The 15,879-nt window shown below is 70.1% G+C and carries 16 protein-coding genes; 2 read left to right on the top strand and 14 right to left on the bottom strand.

Annotation, left to right across the window (positions count from 1 at the left end; all coding sequences use genetic code 11):
- Window positions 1-88: 88 nt before the first annotated feature.
- Window positions 89-451, bottom strand: a complete 363-nt coding sequence (locus ACP7CK_RS15220) for a hypothetical protein (protein WP_372705312.1) — start codon at window positions 449-451, stop codon at window positions 89-91.
- Window positions 448-1,743 carry a homogentisate 1,2-dioxygenase gene (hmgA, locus tag ACP7CK_RS15215; protein WP_426026559.1) on the bottom strand — a complete coding sequence of 432 codons (1,296 nt, stop codon included), beginning with the start codon at window positions 1,741-1,743 and terminating at the stop codon, window positions 448-450. The genes ACP7CK_RS15220 and hmgA overlap by 4 nt, the downstream gene beginning before the upstream one ends.
- Before the next feature lie 126 nt (window positions 1,744-1,869).
- On the opposite strand from hmgA, the gene ACP7CK_RS15210 reads away from it, so the two are divergent.
- Window positions 1,870-2,370, top strand: coding sequence for a GNAT family acetyltransferase (locus ACP7CK_RS15210; RefSeq protein WP_426026558.1), 501 nt, complete (start codon window positions 1,870-1,872; stop codon window positions 2,368-2,370).
- Here ACP7CK_RS15210 and ACP7CK_RS15205 read toward each other — a convergent pair.
- Window positions 2,367-2,624 (bottom strand): Lrp/AsnC ligand binding domain-containing protein, encoded by a 258-nt coding sequence (locus tag ACP7CK_RS15205; RefSeq protein ID WP_008262170.1) that lies wholly within the window; start codon window positions 2,622-2,624, stop codon window positions 2,367-2,369. The two genes, ACP7CK_RS15210 and ACP7CK_RS15205, sit on opposite strands and share 4 nt — an antisense overlap.
- Window positions 2,625-2,840: 216 nt before the next feature.
- On the opposite strand from ACP7CK_RS15205, the gene ACP7CK_RS15200 reads away from it, so the two are divergent.
- Entirely contained in the window at window positions 2,841-3,521 is a 681-nt protein-coding gene (locus ACP7CK_RS15200) for a bifunctional 4-hydroxy-2-oxoglutarate aldolase/2-dehydro-3-deoxy-phosphogluconate aldolase (RefSeq protein ID WP_008259465.1), read from the top strand.
- 7 nt (window positions 3,522-3,528) lie between these two features.
- Here the strand turns inward: ACP7CK_RS15200 and ACP7CK_RS15195 are convergent, their stop codons facing one another.
- The 11 genes from ACP7CK_RS15195 to ccmE all read right to left on the bottom strand — a co-directional run bounded on the left by ACP7CK_RS15195 (window position 3,529) and on the right by ccmE (window position 15,869).
- Window positions 3,529-4,062, bottom strand: coding sequence for a periplasmic heavy metal sensor (locus tag ACP7CK_RS15195; protein WP_426026557.1), 534 nt, complete (start codon window positions 4,060-4,062; stop codon window positions 3,529-3,531).
- A complete protein-coding gene (locus tag ACP7CK_RS15190; RefSeq protein WP_154727038.1) occupies window positions 4,059-4,469 on the bottom strand; it encodes a hypothetical protein in 411 nt (136 codons plus the stop codon). Before ACP7CK_RS15190 ends, ACP7CK_RS15195 begins: the two co-directional genes overlap by 4 nt.
- A complete protein-coding gene (locus tag ACP7CK_RS15185) occupies window positions 4,466-5,050 on the bottom strand; it encodes an RNA polymerase sigma factor (RefSeq protein ID WP_035310165.1) in 585 nt (194 codons plus the stop codon). The genes ACP7CK_RS15190 and ACP7CK_RS15185 overlap by 4 nt, the downstream gene beginning before the upstream one ends.
- 66 nt (window positions 5,051-5,116) lie before the next feature.
- A complete protein-coding gene (locus tag ACP7CK_RS15180) occupies window positions 5,117-5,773 on the bottom strand; it encodes an EF-hand domain-containing protein (RefSeq protein ID WP_426026556.1) in 657 nt (218 codons plus the stop codon).
- Between the two features lie 46 nt (window positions 5,774-5,819).
- Window positions 5,820-8,765: a bifunctional [glutamine synthetase] adenylyltransferase/[glutamine synthetase]-adenylyl-L-tyrosine phosphorylase gene (locus ACP7CK_RS15175; protein ID WP_426026555.1), complete on the bottom strand. Its 2,946-nt coding sequence runs from the start codon at window positions 8,763-8,765 to the stop codon at window positions 5,820-5,822.
- A 143-nt stretch (window positions 8,766-8,908) separates the two neighbouring features.
- Window positions 8,909-10,327 (bottom strand): ATP-binding protein, encoded by a 1,419-nt coding sequence (locus ACP7CK_RS15170; RefSeq protein ID WP_426026554.1) that lies wholly within the window; start codon window positions 10,325-10,327, stop codon window positions 8,909-8,911.
- 144 nt (window positions 10,328-10,471) lie between these two features.
- Entirely contained in the window at window positions 10,472-11,143 is a 672-nt protein-coding gene (locus ACP7CK_RS15165) for a response regulator transcription factor (protein WP_372705320.1), read from the bottom strand.
- A gap of 83 nt (window positions 11,144-11,226) precedes the next feature.
- The gene (locus tag ACP7CK_RS15160) at window positions 11,227-12,768 is read right to left on the bottom strand and encodes a Do family serine endopeptidase (RefSeq protein WP_292147214.1); all 1,542 of its coding nucleotides are present in this window, start codon (window positions 12,766-12,768) and stop codon (window positions 11,227-11,229) included.
- A 100-nt stretch (window positions 12,769-12,868) separates the two neighbouring features.
- Window positions 12,869-13,375 carry a cytochrome c-type biogenesis protein gene (locus ACP7CK_RS15155; RefSeq protein WP_426026553.1) on the bottom strand — a complete coding sequence of 169 codons (507 nt, stop codon included), beginning with the start codon at window positions 13,373-13,375 and terminating at the stop codon, window positions 12,869-12,871.
- Window positions 13,372-15,360: a heme lyase CcmF/NrfE family subunit gene (locus tag ACP7CK_RS15150; RefSeq protein ID WP_426026552.1), complete on the bottom strand. Its 1,989-nt coding sequence runs from the start codon at window positions 15,358-15,360 to the stop codon at window positions 13,372-13,374. The genes ACP7CK_RS15155 and ACP7CK_RS15150 overlap by 4 nt, the downstream gene beginning before the upstream one ends.
- Window positions 15,357-15,869, bottom strand: coding sequence for a cytochrome c maturation protein CcmE (gene ccmE, locus ACP7CK_RS15145; protein ID WP_292147217.1), 513 nt, complete (start codon window positions 15,867-15,869; stop codon window positions 15,357-15,359). The genes ACP7CK_RS15150 and ccmE overlap by 4 nt, the downstream gene beginning before the upstream one ends.
- Window positions 15,870-15,879 lie beyond the last annotated feature (10 nt).

Genomic DNA, 15,879 nt, shown 5'->3' with positions numbered 1-15,879 from the left:
CCCCCCCCTCTCACGCCGTCATCCTAGGGCTTGTCCCTAGGATGACGGTCTTATGGGATAGGGCGGTCTTCGCCCTGAACCTTACGTCTCAGTCGATGCAGAGCGTCGGGCCGGCCTTGCCGTCCTCGACCGGCGTATTGCAGCCGAAACGGTCGCTGTCAGCCTGGCAGACGCCGGTCGTGGCCGCGCCCGGCGCGAGGCCGCTGTTGCCTTCGACGCGGCAGTCGCCCTGGCATTGGTCGCCGTCGGTGCAGGACTTGCCGGCGTCGGCGTAGCTGATCACGCACTGCCAGGACTGCATCCGGCCGACCTGTTTCATCGTGCCGCCCCGCGTGGCGCAGGCCGAGGCGTCGGCGCTCTGCATCGGGGCGTCGGAGCCGGCGCCTGTCGTCTGAGGGGTGCAGGCGGCGGCCATCAGGGCGGCGGCGGCGATGAGAGCGATACGGATCATTTGACCTGTCCTTTTGCGAAGCCCGACCAGATGTCGTCGTAGTCGAGCTGCATCTGCGGTGATTCCGACGCCCATTTCGTGACCCGGATCGGCGCCCGGGTCTCGAACATGAAGGCCAGGGTGTCAGTGATCTTGTGCGGTTTCAGTTCCGCCTGGATCGCGCCCTCATAGCTGGCCTGATCCGGGCCGTGGCCGCTCATCCGGTTGTGCAGGCTGGCGCCGCCGGGGGCGAAACCGCCGGCCTTGGCGTCATAGGCGCCGGTCACCAGGCCCATGAACTCGCTCATGACGTTGCGGTGGAACCAGGGCGGACGGAAGGTGTGTTCGGCCACCATCCAGCGCGGCGGGAAGATGACGAAGTCGATATTGGCCGTGCCCGGCGTCTCGGACGGGCTGGTCAGGACCGTGAAGATCGACGGATCGGGGTGGTCGTAGCTGACGGTGTTGATCGTGTTGAACCGCGCCGTGTCATAGCGGCAGGGCGCCAGATTGCCGTGCCAGGCCACCACGTCCAGCGGGCTGTGCGCAAAGGTCGTGGCCCACAGACGGCCGCCGTACTTCTGGACGCACTGGGTCGGGCGATCGACGTCCTCGAACGCCGCGACCGGGGTTTCGAAATCGCGCGGATTGGCCAGGCCGTTGGCGCCGATGGGACCGAGGTCCGGCAGGCGGAACGGGCTGCCGTAGTTTTCGCAGACGTAACCCCGAACGGGTCCGTCGATCTCGACGCGGAAGCGGACGCCGCGCGGGATCAGGACCACGTGGCCGGGCTGGGCCTCGATCACCCCCATCTCGGTGACGAAGCGATGGGCGCCCTGTTGCGGCACGATCAGCAGTTCGCCGTCGGCGTCGTAGAAGACGCGGTCGATCATCGAGCGATTGGCGACATACAGGTGGACGCCCGCCCCGCCCCCGGCGTCGGGATCGCCCGCCCCGCCATAGGTGACCAGGCCTTCGACCCAGTCGGTCGGCGCTTCCGGGATGGGCAGCGGGTCCCAACGCATCCGGTTGGGATTGGGCGGGGTCTCGTCGAACGGGCCCGACCGCACCCGACCCTGGTCGAAGGCGACATAGGGGCCGTGCTGGGCCGAGGGGCGCAGGCGGTACAGCCAACTGCGCCGGTTCTCGGCGCGCGGGGCGGTGAAGGCCGTGCCCGACAGCTGTTCGGCGTACAGGCCCATCGGCGTCTTCTGCGGCGAGTTCTGGCCCTGCGGCAGGGCGCCGGGCACGGCCTCGGTCGCGAAATGATTGCCGAAGCCGGTCAGATAGGCGGGCGCGTTGGATCGCGTCATGTGTGTGGTCTCCCTATTTCGCTGGTTTAGCGCCGCCGCCGGCCATCGTCACCCCAAGCCGTCATCCACCGAGCGGTGCAACAGCTTCGCCGTTCGCGCGTTCAGGGCCGCCAGGAGACGACCGTCATGACCTATCTGACCCGCGCGGTCTTCGCCTTCGCCAGCCTGCTGCTGCTGTTGTCGGCCTCGGCCCTGATCGGGTTCGGCCTGATGGACGCCATCCACACCATTCGGTCCCCGGGCAAATCCGGAGCGGACGCGGCGCTGGACATGCTGGGCTATGTCATCGTCGCCATCGCCGTCTTCGACGTGGCCAAATACATCTTCGAGGACGAGGTGCGGCGCGGCAACGAACGGCGCAGCGCGGCCGAGGCCCGGCGCAGCCTGACCAAATTCCTGTCCACCATCGTCATCGCCCTGTTCCTGGAGGCCCTGGTGGTGGTGTTCAAGACGGCGCGCCAGGACGTGGCCCTGCTGATCTATCCCACCGCCCTGCTGATCGCGGCGGTGCTGGTCCTGGTCGGGCTGGGCGTGTTCCAGCGCCTGTCGGCCACGGTCGAGGAGAAGGTCGGCGACGACGACGACGCCGAAGAACGCAAGGACAAGGTCAAGCGCAAGAGCGCCTAGCCGCCCTTGGGCAGGAAGGGCGAGAAGGTGATGACGGTGAAGGTGTCGCGGACATGCGGCCGGGTCTGGACCTGTTTGGTGACGAAGGTCCCGATGTCGGCGTCGCGCGGCAGGTTGAACTTGGCCAGCAGGTCGTGCTGGCCCGAGGTGGAATAGACCTCCGACACGTTCTCGACATTGTCCACGATGTCGGCCGCCACATCGTTGGCGTAGCCCAGCTCGGTTTTGATGAAGACGAAGATGGCGGTCATCATGGGCGGGGGCTCCTGTTGCTGGCCCGCGTCCTAAACCGTTTTGGACGCGGCGTCGAAGACGTCGGATGAAACAATATGTTCCGCCGCAGCGCCATGAACCCGGCCGCGCGGCTTTCGCTTTCGGCGGCGGCTGGGATAAGCAGGGGGCGAGGCCGGGCGACCGGTCGGTGCAACACAGGCGTTCCGGCGCGGCTCGGGACAGGCGGAGATTAAGACATGGCCCATGATCGCGTCAGCGTGCTTCAGGCGCTCGAGACCCAGGGCGTCTGCCCCGTCTTCTATCATCCCGATCCCGAGGTCAGCCTGAACGTCATCCGCGCCTGCGCGCGCGGCGGGGCGCCGGTGGTCGAGTTCACCAATCGCGGCGACTTCGCCTGCGACCTGTTCGGCGAGATCAATCGCGAACTGATCAGGACCGACCCGGACGTGGTGCTGGGCATCGGTTCGGTGGTCGACAGCGGCACGGCCTCGCTCTACCTGAACCGGGGCGCGCGCTTTGTCGTCAGCCCCTGCCTGGTCCCCGACGTGGCCAAGGTCTGCAATCGGCGCATGGTCGCCTATTTCCCCGGGTGCGGCTCGGTGACGGACATCGGCGAGGCGCACGAGCTGGGCTGCGACATCGTCAAACTGTTTCCGGGGTCGTCGGTCGGCGGCCCGGACTTCGTCAAGGCGGTCAAGGGGCCGATGCCCTGGGTCAAGATCATGCCCACGGGCGGCGTCGATCCCGATGAGGCCTCCATCGCCAAATGGTTCGGCGCCGGCATCGTGGCGGCGGGCATGGGATCGAAACTGGTGACGGACGAAGCCGTCAAGTCGGGCGACTGGGCCGCCATCGAGGCCAAGGTGCGCGCCACCGTGGACGCCGTCGCCGCCTATCGGGCGTCGAACAAGGGCTGAACCCGCCTCAGCCCGGACCGTCGGGGCCGTCCGGTCCCGGCGGCCGGGGCGCGGCGTTGCGGCCGGCGTCGGGCGTCCTGGGACCGGACCGTGGCCCACGCCGCATCAGCAGGCCGGACAGGACCTTGCGGTCCTCGACGTCCAGTTTTTCCAGCATGGCGATGGCCTCGCCTTCCAGACGGGCGCGACCGCGCATCTCGGCCGTGCGCGACTGATCCAGCAGGGCCTGGACGCGGGCCGCGTCCATCCGGGGCTGGGACGCCGCCTGGACCGCCTGGGCCCGCGCCGCGCGAGCGGCCTCGAAATCGGGCCGGGCCGCGAGCGCAGCAGCCCGCATCCTGGCGCGAACGTCGCGCCGGACTTCAGGCTGCAGCTGGGCGATCACCTCGCGGAAGGGACCGTGGCGCGCGGTGCGGCGCAGGTCGGCGACCCGTTCGTCCACCCTGGCCCAGCTGACCGCGAAGGCGACCCCGCCGGCCAGGGCGAACAGGTTCAGGGCCACCGACACCGCCAGGGCGATCTTCAGGCTGCGTCCGCTCATCCCAGAACCTCCGTATCGTCCACCTCGACCAGGGTGGATTGGTAAAGCACCGCGTCGGCCCGCTCGTCGGCGGTGACATGGGTGGTCAGACCCACGCCAGCGACCACGCCGGCGCAGGCCGCCGCCGCCCAGCCCGCGCCCAGGAAGAGGGCGATCCGGTCCAGATGATAGCGACGGGTCTTCGCTTTCGGCGCGGCGGCCAGCAGGCGCGCCGTCAGGTCGGCCGAGGGCGTCGGGGCGGGCGAGGCGTCCAGCAGGGCGTCCAGCGCCGCCGCCTGGGCCAGCGCCGTCTTCAGCGACGGATCGGCGGCGATCAGGCTTTCGGCGAAGACGCGTTCAGACGCGGGCCACCGACGCAGGTCGGCGCCGTAAGCCTCCGCCAGAGCGTGCAACCGATCCGCCTTCATCGTCCGACTCCCTTAGTCATCCCTGGCTTCATCCCCGGCGCGAGGTCCGCCAGGGCTAGACGCAATGCGCGGCGTCCGCGCGACAACAAACTCTCCAGCGCCTCGACGCTGATGCTCATCAGGGCGGCCGCCTCGATATTGGACAGCTCCTGATAATGACACAGGACCACCGCCTCGCGCTGACGGTCCGGCAGGCGTTTCAGCGCCCCGTCGACCTGAGCCCCCGTCTCGGCCGCCAACAGGGCGCGATCCGGCGCCGGGCCGTCATCGGGGCGATCCGGCGGCGTCTCCATGGGTATTTCGCGCCGTCGCCGCAGCCGATCGTAGCAGAGATTCAGCGCCACCCGGTGCAGCCAGGTGTCGAACCGGGCCTTGCCGGGGGTCCATTTCGGCGCCTGTCGCCAGGCCTTGAGCAGGGTCTCCTGGGCCACGTCCTCGGCCTCGGCGGCGTCGCCCAGCATGCGTTGGGCCAGGGCCAGGATGCGCGGCAGCTTGCGCGACACAAGCGTCTGCGCGGCCGCCGGGTCGCCCTGACCCACGCGGCGCACCAGATCCTCGTCGGGGTCGACGATCGCGACCAAACCCGCCTCTTCCGCTGCTGACGAAAGGGACCGATTCGCCCAGGACGGCCGACCCCGACACCGTTCTTACTCCGAAGCCGGAGCCGGGGAAGCGGGTTGTTGCACCGGACGGACGGCGCGGCGTTGCTGACCTTGGCCTCCCCGTTCGGCTCGGCGCTCGGCGCGATTGGCGGTCATGGCGGCCCGGCGCTCGTCGGCGGTGACGACGCCGTTCTTGTCAGCGTCCATCTTGTCGAACTGTTCGCCCAGTCTGGCGGCGGCCTCGGAGATCACCACGGGGCCGCGTTCCCGACCTTCCGGACCGCGCATGGCGTGGCGGGGACCGCCGCGCTGACCCGAACGGGCGCGCTCGGGGCGATCAGGACGGGCGGCGTGACCGGCGTCGAACTCAGCGCGGCTGATGGAGCCGTCGCCGTTGGCGTCCAGCGTGGCGAAACGGTCGTCGGCCCGCTCGGCGCGCTTGGCCTGCATGGCGGCCTGACGCTCGGCCACGCTGACCGTGCCGTCGCGGTCGGCGTCCAGCGCGGTAAGGCGGGCGACGCGAGCCTCGACGAAGGCGGCGCGGGTCAGGTCGGCGTTCCGGTCGGCCAGGCCGCGCGCATGGGGCGGCGGGGGACCATCCGCCGGGGGCGGCGGAACCTGGGCCGTGGCGACCCCGGCGCCGGCGCCGAGGACGGCGGCCAAGGCCATGGCGCTGAAGCCGTTCAGAACGATGTTTCTCATCTCGATAATCTCCTCGAACCGCCTTGAGCGGTCGTTGACGACCCTGTCAGGAGATTGAACGCGGCTCCTCGGACTCTCCGTCGCGACTGATCTCCTCGCGCGTGAGCGGGACCGCCCGTTCGAAGGCCTTGCGCGCCCGCGCCCGCAGTTCCGTCAGTTCGGTCTTCAGCGACTCGAAGTCCTGAGCCCCCGCCGCCTCGGCCAGCCGCAGCCGGAAGACCGACGGCTCGGCCTCGGGATCGACCCGGCCCTCGAAGGCGGCGGCCAGCAGATGAGCCAGCCGCTGCTGCACCCGCCAGGCCTCGGCCAGGACCGGGTCGTCGTGCAGGGCCTCCAGCGTTGACAGGGTCAGGGGCTCGCCCGCGACGGCGGCCTGGAGCTGGCGGTACTGGGCCGCGAACTCGGCGTCCACCTGGCCGCCCGGCGACAGTTTCAGATCCCAGAAGCCGTGGGGGCGGCGCTCGCGATCCATCAGGGCGCGCATTCTGCGGACATCGGCGGCGACATCGACGCCGGGACGGGGCCGACGCAGGGCCGCCTCGATCGCCGCGGAGACCCGGTCGCCGAAGACCGGATCGCTGGCCCAGACGACGCGGGCGCGGGTCAGGACCATGAACTCCCAGGTCTCGGCCTCGCCTGCGTAATAGTCGTCGAAAGTGGACAGCCGCACCGAGACCGGCCCCTTGGACCCGGTGGGGCGCAGCCGCATGTCCACCTCGTACAGACCGCCCTCGGCCGTATGGGCCGACAGGGCGGCGATCAGCCGCTGGGTGAACCGGGCGTAGAAGACGTCGGCGGTCCAGCCCTTGATTTCGGACACCGTCTCGGGCGGGGCGTCGTACAGGGTCATCAGGTCCAGGTCGGACCCGGCCGTCATCTCGCGCGAGCCGGCCTTGCCCAGGGCCACCACGGCGACCGCGCCGGGGAAGGCGCCGCCCAACCGTTCGGTCTCGGCCAGGGCGGCGGGCGACAGGGTCCGCATGGCGGCGTCGGCCAGGGCGGCGTAGGCGCGGCCGGCGGCCTCGGGGCCGGCGCGGCCGGTCATGGCGTGGATGCCGATGCGGAACATCTGTTCGCGGTGCAGGCGGCGCACGGCGTTCATGGCGCCTTCGAAATCCTCGGTCTCGCCGGCTTCACGCAGGATCTGTTCGGTCAGGCCGGTCTCGTCCGACAGGTCGGCCAGGAAGCGGGCGTCCAGCACCCCGTCCAGGGCCGCCGGCTGACGCCCCAGGGTCCGGGCCAGACGAGGCGCGAAGGCCATGACGCCCAGCACCATCTCGAACAGTTTGGGCTGGTTCAGGAACAGGGCCTGGACCTGAACCCCGGCGGCCAGGCCCGAGAAGAAGACGGCGAACCGGCGAAAGGCGTCGTCGGGCGCGCCCGACCGGGCCAGGGCCTCCAGCAGGCGCGGCGCCAGGCGGGTGAACAGTTCGCGCCCGCGCTCGGTCCGGGTCGCCGGGATGCGGCCGTGGTGCCAGGAGCGGATGGTGTCCGCCACCGACGGCGCCTCGGAAAAGCCCATGCGACGCAGGGTGTCCAGGGTCTCGGGATCGTTCTCGACCCCGGTGAAGACCAGGCTGCCATAGGCGGAATCCAGCTCCTCCCCGCCTTCGAACAGTTCGCCGTAGCGGGTGTTGACCCGGACCAGCAGGGCCTCGACATGGGCGTCGAAGGCCGCCAGATCGGTCCAGCCGGCCAGGGCGGCGACGGCGGCGCGGCGCTGGGGATCCTCGGGCAGGCGGTGGGTCTGTTCGTCGTCCAGCATCTGGACCCAGTGCTCCAGGCCGCGCAGTTCGACATAGGCGGCGGACATCTCGTCGGCGACGGCGGCGGGGATGTGGTCGGCCTGGGCCAGGGCCGCCAGGGCGTCCAGGGTGCGCGTCGCGCGCAGGGCCGGGTCGCGACCGGCCAGGATCAACTGCTGGGTCTGGGCGTAGAATTCGATCTCGCGGATGCCGCCCCGGCCCAGTTTCAGATTGGCCCCGGCGGCCTGCAGCCCCTCGCCGGTCTTGTGGACGTGGATCTGTTTCTTGATCGACTGGATGTCGAGGACGGCGGCGTAGTCCAGGCTGCGGCGCCAGATGAAAGGGCGCAGGGCTTTCACGAACCGGGCGGCGGCGCGCGGGTCGCCCAGCACCGGCCGCGCCTTGATGAAGGCCGCCCGCTCCCAGTTCTGACCGACGCTTTCATAATAGGCCAGGGCCATCGGGCCCGACACCACCGGGGGGGTCGAGGACGGGTCGGGCCGCAGCCGCAGATCGACGCGGAAGACATAGCCGTCGGCCGTCCGTTCGGTCAGCAGGGTCGCGATCCCCTTGCCGACGCGATTGGCGAAGTCCTGCATCTCCTCGCCCTCGCGCAGGGCCAGGCCCAGCAGGCGCGGCTCGAAGAAGAGCGAGATGTCGATGTCGGACGAATAGTTCAGCTCGTTCGCGCCATGCTTGCCCATGGCCAGGCCGAACAGGCCGGGGATGGGGCCGCGCGAATCGTCGGGCGGCGAGACCAGGCGACCCCGCGCGCGCTGTTCGGCGGCGACGGCGCGCAGGGCGGCGCGGCAGGCGGCGTCGGCGAAGCTGGACAGGGCGCCCGTCACCTGGTCCAGGTCCCAGACCCCGCCCAGATCGGCCAGGGCCGTCAGCAGGTGCAGATCGGCCTTCAGCACCCGGAGCGGCGCGCGGACATCGTCGGGTTCGGCGTCCAGGGCGTCGGTCTCGGCGAGGATGCGGATCAGGCTCGAGGTCGGGTTGGCCTCCAGCAGGCGGCGCAGGTGGGCCGGGCGGCGACGCATCAGGCCGGCGAGATAGGGCGAGGCGCCGGCCACGGGCGCCAGGGCGGGCCAGGCGGCGTCCAGGGTGTCGCGCCAGCCGTCGGCGTCGGCGGCCTCGATCAGGGTCTCAAGCAGGCGTTCGGCGGCGGCGGGGTTCGCGACAGGGCCGGCGGCCTTGATCCGCTGGCCCAGCGGGATCGTCGCGGAGGTTTCAGTATCGGCCATCAATTTATCCGCTCATCCCGGCGAAAGCCGGGACCCAGTGCTTTCGCTCGGCGCCGCCGTTGGACCACAATCCTGACACGCGCCACAAGGCCGCGCGCCCAAAGAACTGGGTCCCGGTTTTTCGCCGGGATGAGCGGAAATCTCTAAGTCTGCCCAGCGGGCGGCAGCACCAGGGCCACCCGCAGACCCGGCCCGAAGCCGCCATAGGCGCCGGGGCCTTCGTCCAGCACCACCCGGCCGCCGTGGGCCTCGGCCACCGCCGTCACCAGCGACAGGCCCAGGCCCGAGCCCGGTTCCGTGCGGCTGTTGTCCAGGCGCACGAACCGCTGAACGACGCGCTCGCGGTCCTCTTCCGGCACGCCGGGGCCGGTGTCGGTGACCGAATATTCGATCTCGCCCGACGACCGCCGCCGCGCCCGCAGCTTCACCGCCCCGCCGGCCGGGGTGTATTTGATGGCGTTGTCGATCAGATTGGCCAGGGCCTGGGCCAGGAAGGGCTGGTTGCCCTCGATCATCAGGCCGGTTTCCACCTCGGACGAGAAGTCGATCGACTTGTCCTCGGCCGCCGGTTCGTACAGTTCGGCCATGTCGGCGGCCAGTTCGCCCGCGTCCATCGGCTTGGGGTCCGGCGCTCCGCCAGCCTGAAGCCGGGCGATGGCCAGGACGGTGTTGAAGGTCTTCAGCAGGTGATCGGCCTCGTCCAGGGCGATGCCCAGGGCGTCCACCCCGTCGATCTTGCCCGCCTCGGCGTCGATCAGGGCCACCTCCAGCTTGGCCCGCATCCGCGTCAGGGGCGAGCGCAGGTCGTGGGCGATGGCGTCGCCGGCGTGGCGAATCGAGGCCATCGACCCCTCCAGCCGGTCCAGCATGACGTTCAACCCCTGGCCCAGTTCGTCCAGTTCGTCGCCCGAATTGCGGATGGGGGCGCGGACCTTCAGGTCGCCGTCCTGCACCGCCTGGACCACGCGGTTCAGCCCGGCCATGGCGCTTTCGACCCGGCGGCTGATGTAGAGACCGCCCGCCAGGCCCAGCAGCATGACCAGGGCCATCGCCCCCCACAGGGCCTGGGTCAGGCGCGACAGATATTCCTCGATCCCGCCGATGTCCTCGCCGACGAACAGGGTGTCGCCCCCCGCCAGCGGCATGATCACCCCGATGGAGCGGCGGGTCTGGACCCGGCCGTCGGGATCGGTGCTGGTCAGGCGGAAGGTGCTCCATTCGCCGGTCCCTGGGCGGCGCGCCTCCTTCAGGTCGAACGGCATGACCGACAGATTGCCGGTGACGATCTTACCGTCCGGGCCGGTCAGCAGATACAGATAGGGACCGCCCCGGATCGTGCGTTCCACCAGGGCCTGGTTCAGGGCGTCGATCCCGCGCGTGCGGTGGACGGCGGTCAGGGCGGCCAGCTCCGTCTCGACATCGGTCCGCGCCCGCGTCTGGGCCTCGGACGCCGAGGCGAAATAGACATAGGCCAGGATCGCCCCCGCCGCCGCCACGAACAGGGCCAGGAACAGCAGGGTCAGCCGGAAGGGCGTGCGGCGAAGGAGGGAGGGAAGACGCATGGGGGTTAGAGGTGAGTCGTGATTTGTGAGTGGTGACGCAGAAGTGGAGTGCGTGAACAGGCTGACGGATGAACATCCAGGGTCTTCGCGCCCACGTCTCGCCCCAGATTCTATCTAATCACCATTCACCATTCACCATTCACATCAAGCCTCCAACCGATACCCCGCGCCGCGCACCGTCTGCAGCATCGCCCGGTCGAAGCCCTTGTCGATCTTGGAGCGGAGGCGGCTGATGTGGACGTCGATGACGTTGGTCTGGGGGTCGAAATGATATTCCCACACCTTCTCCAGCAGCATGGTGCGGGTCACCGACTGGCCGGCGTGGCGCATCAGGAACTCCAGCAACTGGAATTCGCGCGGCTGGAGATCGATCTCGGTGGTTCCGCGGTGGACGGTGCGGGCGATCAGGTTCATCTCCAGGTCGCCGACCTTCAGCACGGTCTGGACGCCGCCGGTCTCGCGACGGCGCGACAGGGCCTCGACCCGGGCGATCAGTTCGGCGAAGGCGTAGGGCTTGACCAGGTAGTCGTCGGCGCCCGCCTTCAGGCCCGTGACCCGGTCCTCGACCTCGCCCAGGGCCGACAGGAACAGGACCGGGGTCTGGTCCCCGCCCTTGCGGACCGTCTCGACCATGCCGACGCCGTCCAGGCGCGGCATCATCCGGTCCACCACATAGACGTCGTAGCCGCCCTTTTGCGATTCCAGCAGGCCGAAGGCCCCGTCCACGGCATGGGTGACGTCATGCCCGGCTTCGGACAGGCCCCGCACCATGGCGGTCGCCGCCTCCGCGTCGTCTTCGACCACCAAAATCCGCATGGAACCCCTCCCGGAATCAAAATCGCCGCCGATGGTAGCGCATCGGCGGCGATTGACGAGTTAAGGCTTGGTCAGAATGCCGATCATTCTTCCGTGGCGAAGCGGAGCGGCACCGGGCTGGTGCCCTGGGGCGTGCGGACGAACAGCAGGATGCTGGGACGTCCGGCCGACTTGGCTTCCTGAACCGCCGTCCGCAGATCCGCCGCCGAGGCGATGGCGCGGCCGTTGGCGCGGGTGATGACGAAGCCGGGCTGGAAGCCCAGACGCGCCGCCGAAGTTCCCTGGGCGACATTGGTGATGACAACCCCGTTCACGCTTTCGGGGATGTTGAAGCGCGACCGCGCAGCGGCGCTGAGCGGGGTGACCGCCAGGCCCTCGATGGTTTCGCTCTGGCCGGGTTGAGCCTGACCGGGCGCGGAGGAGCCGCCCTCCTCGCCGGCGTTCAGTTCTTCGTCTGACGGGCGGACGCCGGAGCGGACGTTCAGCGTCTGGCGACGGCCGTCGCGGATGACCTCCAGGCGGATGGTGTCGCCGGGCTTGGCCGCGCCGACCCGACGGGTGGCCTCGGCGCTGCTGTCGATGGCCTCGCCGTTCACGGCAACCAGGATGTCGTTGACCTTGACGCCCGCGCGGGCGGCGGGGCCGTCCTCGGTGACGGTCTCGACATAGGCGCCCTTGAAGTCCTTGGGCTGGCCGAGGGCTTCCCAGGAGTCGGGGGACAGGCTGCGCAGGCCCAGGCCGACGTAGCCGCGCTCGATCGCCTGGCCGCGCATCAGCCGCTCGGTGATCGACTTGGCGGTCTCAGCCGGAATGGCGAAGCCGATGCCGACCGATCCGCCCGTGGGCGAATAGATGGCCGAGTTCACGCCGATGACGCGCCCGTAGATGTCGAAGGTCGGGCCGCCCGAGTTGCCCCGGTTGATGGCGGCGTCGATCTGGATGTAGTCGTTATAGCCGGACGGATCGATGTCGCGGGCCTTGGCCGAGACGATCCCGGCGGTCGCCGTACCGCCCAGGCCGAACGGGTTGCCGACCGCGATGACCCAGTCGCCGACGCGCGGCTGGGCGGTCTCTTCGAAGCTGACGTATTTGAAGTCGTTCCCCTCGACCTTGATCACGGCCAGGTCCGTGCCGGGGTCGCGGCCGATCAGGCGGGCCGGCAGTTCGCGGCCGTCCGACATCTTGACCTTGATCTCGGTGGCGTCGGCGACGACGTGGTTGTTGGTGACGATGAAGCCGTCCTGGGAGATGAAGAAGCCGGAACCGGCGCCCTGGGTCGTCTGAGGCTCGTCCTCCTCGCCCTGGCCGCCGCGCCCCTGGGGCGGAACGAACTGGAACGGCAGGCCGGGGATCTGGAAGGCGCCGCCCTGGGGCTGTTCGACCTTCACCGTCACGTCGATCTGAACGACGGCGGGGGCCACCTGTTCGAAGATGTTGGCGAAGCTGTTGGGCGCGCCCGGCGGGGGCGAAAAGCTGTTTCCGTTGGCCGGCACGGGGGTGAGCCGGTTCACCGCCTGGGGGTCGGCGTGCGCGCCGGGCCAGTTGATGACCCCGCCTGCGGTCGCCGCCGCCGCCAGGGTCAGGCCGGCCGCGGCCCCGAGAATGAACTCTTTGCGCTTCAGCATCTTGGTCCTTGCGATCCTCTCGGGGCGACGCCCCGTCTTGGCTCTTGATATAGGCCGAACCGGCGCGACGCCAATTCCGGTGTTCGATGGATGATCTCGACTAGCGCCCGTCGTGAGGCGAGGTTGCGTCCAGATCACGGCGAAGCTTCTCATTTGCGAGAATGTCTTGCAGTCGACGTTCCTCATCCGGGGAAAGGGGCTGCGCCTCGACGGCGCCGCGACCTGCGCGGACCAGGATGACCAGCAGCGCCAGGGCCGCCAGAGCGAACGGCCCGAACCACAGCAGCCAGGTTCCAGCCCGCACCGGCGGGGTGAACAGCACATAGTCGCCGAACCGGCGCACCAGGTCGTCGCGCACCGCCTGATCCGTGGCGCCGGCGGCGATCTCTTCGCGGATCAGACGGCGCATGTCGCCGGCGACGCCCGCCGGACTGTCGGCGATGGCCTCATGCTGGCAGACGACGCAGCGCACGTCCTTGAACAGGGCCTGGGCGCGGGCCTCCTGAGCCGGGTCGGCCAGGGGCCGGTCGGGCGCGGCGGCGGGCTCGGCCGCCGTCAGCATCAGCGCCAGAACGGGCGCGATCAGCAGGATCAGCCGCCGCCTCATGGGGCCTTCCTCCGACGCGGCCCGACGCCCAGCCGCAGCCGGCGGTCCAGCAGGGACAGAAGCCCCCCGAACGCCATGATCATCGGCCCCAGGAAGATCAGCCGCGCCCAGGGGTTCCAGTACAGGCGCACGACCCAGGCAGGCTCGGCCGGGCTGCCCGCCCGTTCGCCCATCACCACATAGACGTCGTCCAGCCCGCGGAAATCCAGCCCGACTTCGGTCGTGGTCTGGCCGCCGGCGGGGAAGAAGCGGCGCTCGGCCGTGACGGACTTCGCCCGGCCCCGGTCGTTCGACGGCCGCACGGTCAGCCGGCCCTGTTCGGCCAGATAGTTGGGACCTTCGACCACCCGGACCTGATCCAGGGTCACGGTCCAGGGGCCGGCGGAGACGCTCGAGCCCAGGGACAGGGCGCGCGCGGCCTCAGCCTTGAAGCCGGTCTCGACCACCGCCCCCAGGATGAAGACGCCCAGGCCCAGGTGGGCCAGGCTCATGCCCCAGGCGCCCAGCGGCAGACCTTTCAGACGACGCATCGTCTCGGCGCCCGAGGCGCGGAACAGGCGCGCCCGCTCCGCGACCTCGGCCAGCGAACCCAGGATCAGCCAGGCGCCCAGGCCGATCCCGGCGGCGGCGAAGGCCTTTCTGGGCTCCCACAGGGCGTAGGCGGCCAGGGCCGAAACCAGGGCCAGGCCCGCCGCGACGGCCAGCCTCTGCATCGCCCCGGTCAGGTCGCCCCGCTTCCACGCCAGCAGAGGCCCGGCGGGCAGGATGATGAAAGCCACGGTCATCAGGGGAACGAAGGTGGCGGCGAAATAGGGCGGGCCGACCGAGATGGTCGCGTCGGACGCGGCCTCCAGGATCAGGGGATAGAGGGTGCCCAGCAGCACGGTCGCGGCGGCGGCCGTCAGGAAGAGGTTGTTCAGCACCAACGCGCCCTCGCGGCTGACGGGGGCGAACAGGCCGCCGCCCTTCAGCTGGGGCGCGCGCCAGGCGAACAGGGCGAAGGCGGCGCCGGCCGTGACCCCCAGAATGGCCAGCAGCATCAGCCCGCGCTGGGGATCGACGGCGAAGGCGTGGACGCTGGTCAGAACGCCGGAGCGCACCAGGAAGGCGCCCAGCATGGAGAAGCTGAAGGCCAGCAGGGCCAGGAAGACCGTCCAACCCGCCAGCGCCCCGCGCCGCTCGGTCACCACCGCGCTGTGCAGCAGGGCCGCGCCCGCCAGCCACGGCATGAAGCTGGCGTTCTCGACCGGATCCCAGAACCACCAGCCGCCCCAGCCCAGCTCATAATAGGCCCAGAAGGAGCCCAGGGTGATGCCGACGGTCAGCAGGGCCCAGCTGGCCAGGGCCCAGGGCCGCACCCACCGGCCCCAGGCGGGCCAGAAGGCGGTCTGGGCCCGCCCCTCGATCAGGGCCGCAACCGCCAGGGAGAAACAGACGGAGAAGCCGACATAGCCGGCGTAGAGCAGCGGCGGATGCACGGCCAATGCCGGATCCTGAAGCAGCGGGTTCAGCGACGCCCCCTGGAAGGGCGCCGGGTCCAGGCGGGTGAAGGGGCTGGAGGTGAAGACGGCGAACGCCAGGAACAGCGAGCCCAGCGCCCCTTGCGTCGCCACGGCCGAGGCCTTCAGCCCGAACGGCAGGCCGCGGGCTCGAGCCAAGGCTCCGCCGAAGACGGTCAGGACCAGGCACCACAGCAGCAGCGACCCCTCGTGACTGCCCCAGGCGCCGGCGACCTTGTACAGCATCGGCTTGTCGGTGTGGCTGTTGGCCGCGACGTTGGACACCGAGAAGTCCGACACGACGAAGGCGTAGATCAGGGCCGCGAAACTGAGGGCCACAGCGCCCGCCGCCGCCAGGGCCGCCCCTTGCGCCGCGCCCGCCAGCACCGGACTGCGCCGCCAGCGCCCTGCCGCCGACAGCGCCGTCTGCAGGATCGACAGGGCCAGGGCCAGGGATAGGGCGAAGGCCCCGAGTTCGGCGATCATAGACTGTTCGTTGCGCTATCGGCCTGCGGCCTGCTTGAGCGCGTGTTCTTGGTCACAGTTTCCGGCCGCCATTCGCCCTTGGCCTTGATGCGGTCGGCGACCTCGCGCGGCATATAGTTCTCGTCGTGCTTGGCCAGGACCTGACTGGCGTGGAAGACGCGGTCGGCGCCGAACGACCCCTGGGCCACGATCCCCTGCCCCTCGCGGAACAGGTCGGGCAGGTCGCCGTGATACTGGACCTGGGTCACAGCGATATTGTCGGTGACGGTGAAGACCACGAGCCCGTCGCCGGATTTCCGCACGCTGCCGGTCTCGACCAGACCGCCCAGACGGATGTCGCGGCCTTCCGGCGCCTTGTCGGCGGTGGCCTCGGACGGGGAATAGAAGAAGGTCACGCTGTCCTGCATGGCCCACAGCGACAGGCCGACCGCCAGGGCCAGGATCGGGGCCACGGCGGCGACGACCCACAGACGACGGCGCGCCTTCGGCGATTTCGGCAGCCAGCTCATGACTTGGCGG

The sequence above is a fragment of the Brevundimonas sp. TSRC1-1 genome (assembly GCF_049898245.1).
Taxonomy (GTDB): domain Bacteria; phylum Pseudomonadota; class Alphaproteobacteria; order Caulobacterales; family Caulobacteraceae; genus Brevundimonas; species Brevundimonas mediterranea_A.
This window is presented reverse-complemented; position numbering and strand designations above follow the sequence as displayed.

Bases quoted from the DNA above. Each gene is read 5' to 3' on its own strand.
- ACP7CK_RS15180 (WP_426026556.1), bottom strand. From the start codon at position 5,773: ATGAGAAACATCGTTCTGAACGGCTTCAGCGCCATGGCCTTGGCCGCC.
- ACP7CK_RS15160 (WP_292147214.1), bottom strand. From the start codon at position 12,768: ATGCTGAAGCGCAAAGAGTTCATTCTCGGGGCCGCGGCCGGCCTGACC.
- ACP7CK_RS15200 (WP_008259465.1), top strand. From the start codon at position 2,841: ATGGCCCATGATCGCGTCAGCGTGCTTCAGGCGCTCGAGACCCAGGGC.
- ACP7CK_RS15175 (WP_426026555.1), bottom strand. From the start codon at position 8,765: ATGGCCGATACTGAAACCTCCGCGACGATCCCGCTGGGCCAGCGGATC.
- ACP7CK_RS15150 (WP_426026552.1), bottom strand. From the start codon at position 15,360: ATGATCGCCGAACTCGGGGCCTTCGCCCTATCCCTGGCCCTGGCCCTG.
- ACP7CK_RS15205 (WP_008262170.1), bottom strand. From the start codon at position 2,624: ATGATGACCGCCATCTTCGTCTTCATCAAAACCGAGCTGGGCTACGCC.
- ccmE (WP_292147217.1), bottom strand. From the start codon at position 15,869: ATGAGCTGGCTGCCGAAATCGCCGAAGGCGCGCCGTCGTCTGTGGGTC.
- hmgA (WP_426026559.1), bottom strand. From the start codon at position 1,743: ATGACGCGATCCAACGCGCCCGCCTATCTGACCGGCTTCGGCAATCAT.
- ACP7CK_RS15190 (WP_154727038.1), bottom strand. From the start codon at position 4,469: ATGAAGGCGGATCGGTTGCACGCTCTGGCGGAGGCTTACGGCGCCGAC.
- ACP7CK_RS15210 (WP_426026558.1), top strand. From the start codon at position 1,870: ATGACCTATCTGACCCGCGCGGTCTTCGCCTTCGCCAGCCTGCTGCTG.
- ACP7CK_RS15155 (WP_426026553.1), bottom strand. From the start codon at position 13,375: ATGAGGCGGCGGCTGATCCTGCTGATCGCGCCCGTTCTGGCGCTGATG.
- ACP7CK_RS15195 (WP_426026557.1), bottom strand. From the start codon at position 4,062: ATGAGCGGACGCAGCCTGAAGATCGCCCTGGCGGTGTCGGTGGCCCTG.
- ACP7CK_RS15170 (WP_426026554.1), bottom strand. From the start codon at position 10,327: ATGCGTCTTCCCTCCCTCCTTCGCCGCACGCCCTTCCGGCTGACCCTG.
- ACP7CK_RS15165 (WP_372705320.1), bottom strand. From the start codon at position 11,143: ATGCGGATTTTGGTGGTCGAAGACGACGCGGAGGCGGCGACCGCCATG.
- ACP7CK_RS15220 (WP_372705312.1), bottom strand. From the start codon at position 451: ATGATCCGTATCGCTCTCATCGCCGCCGCCGCCCTGATGGCCGCCGCC.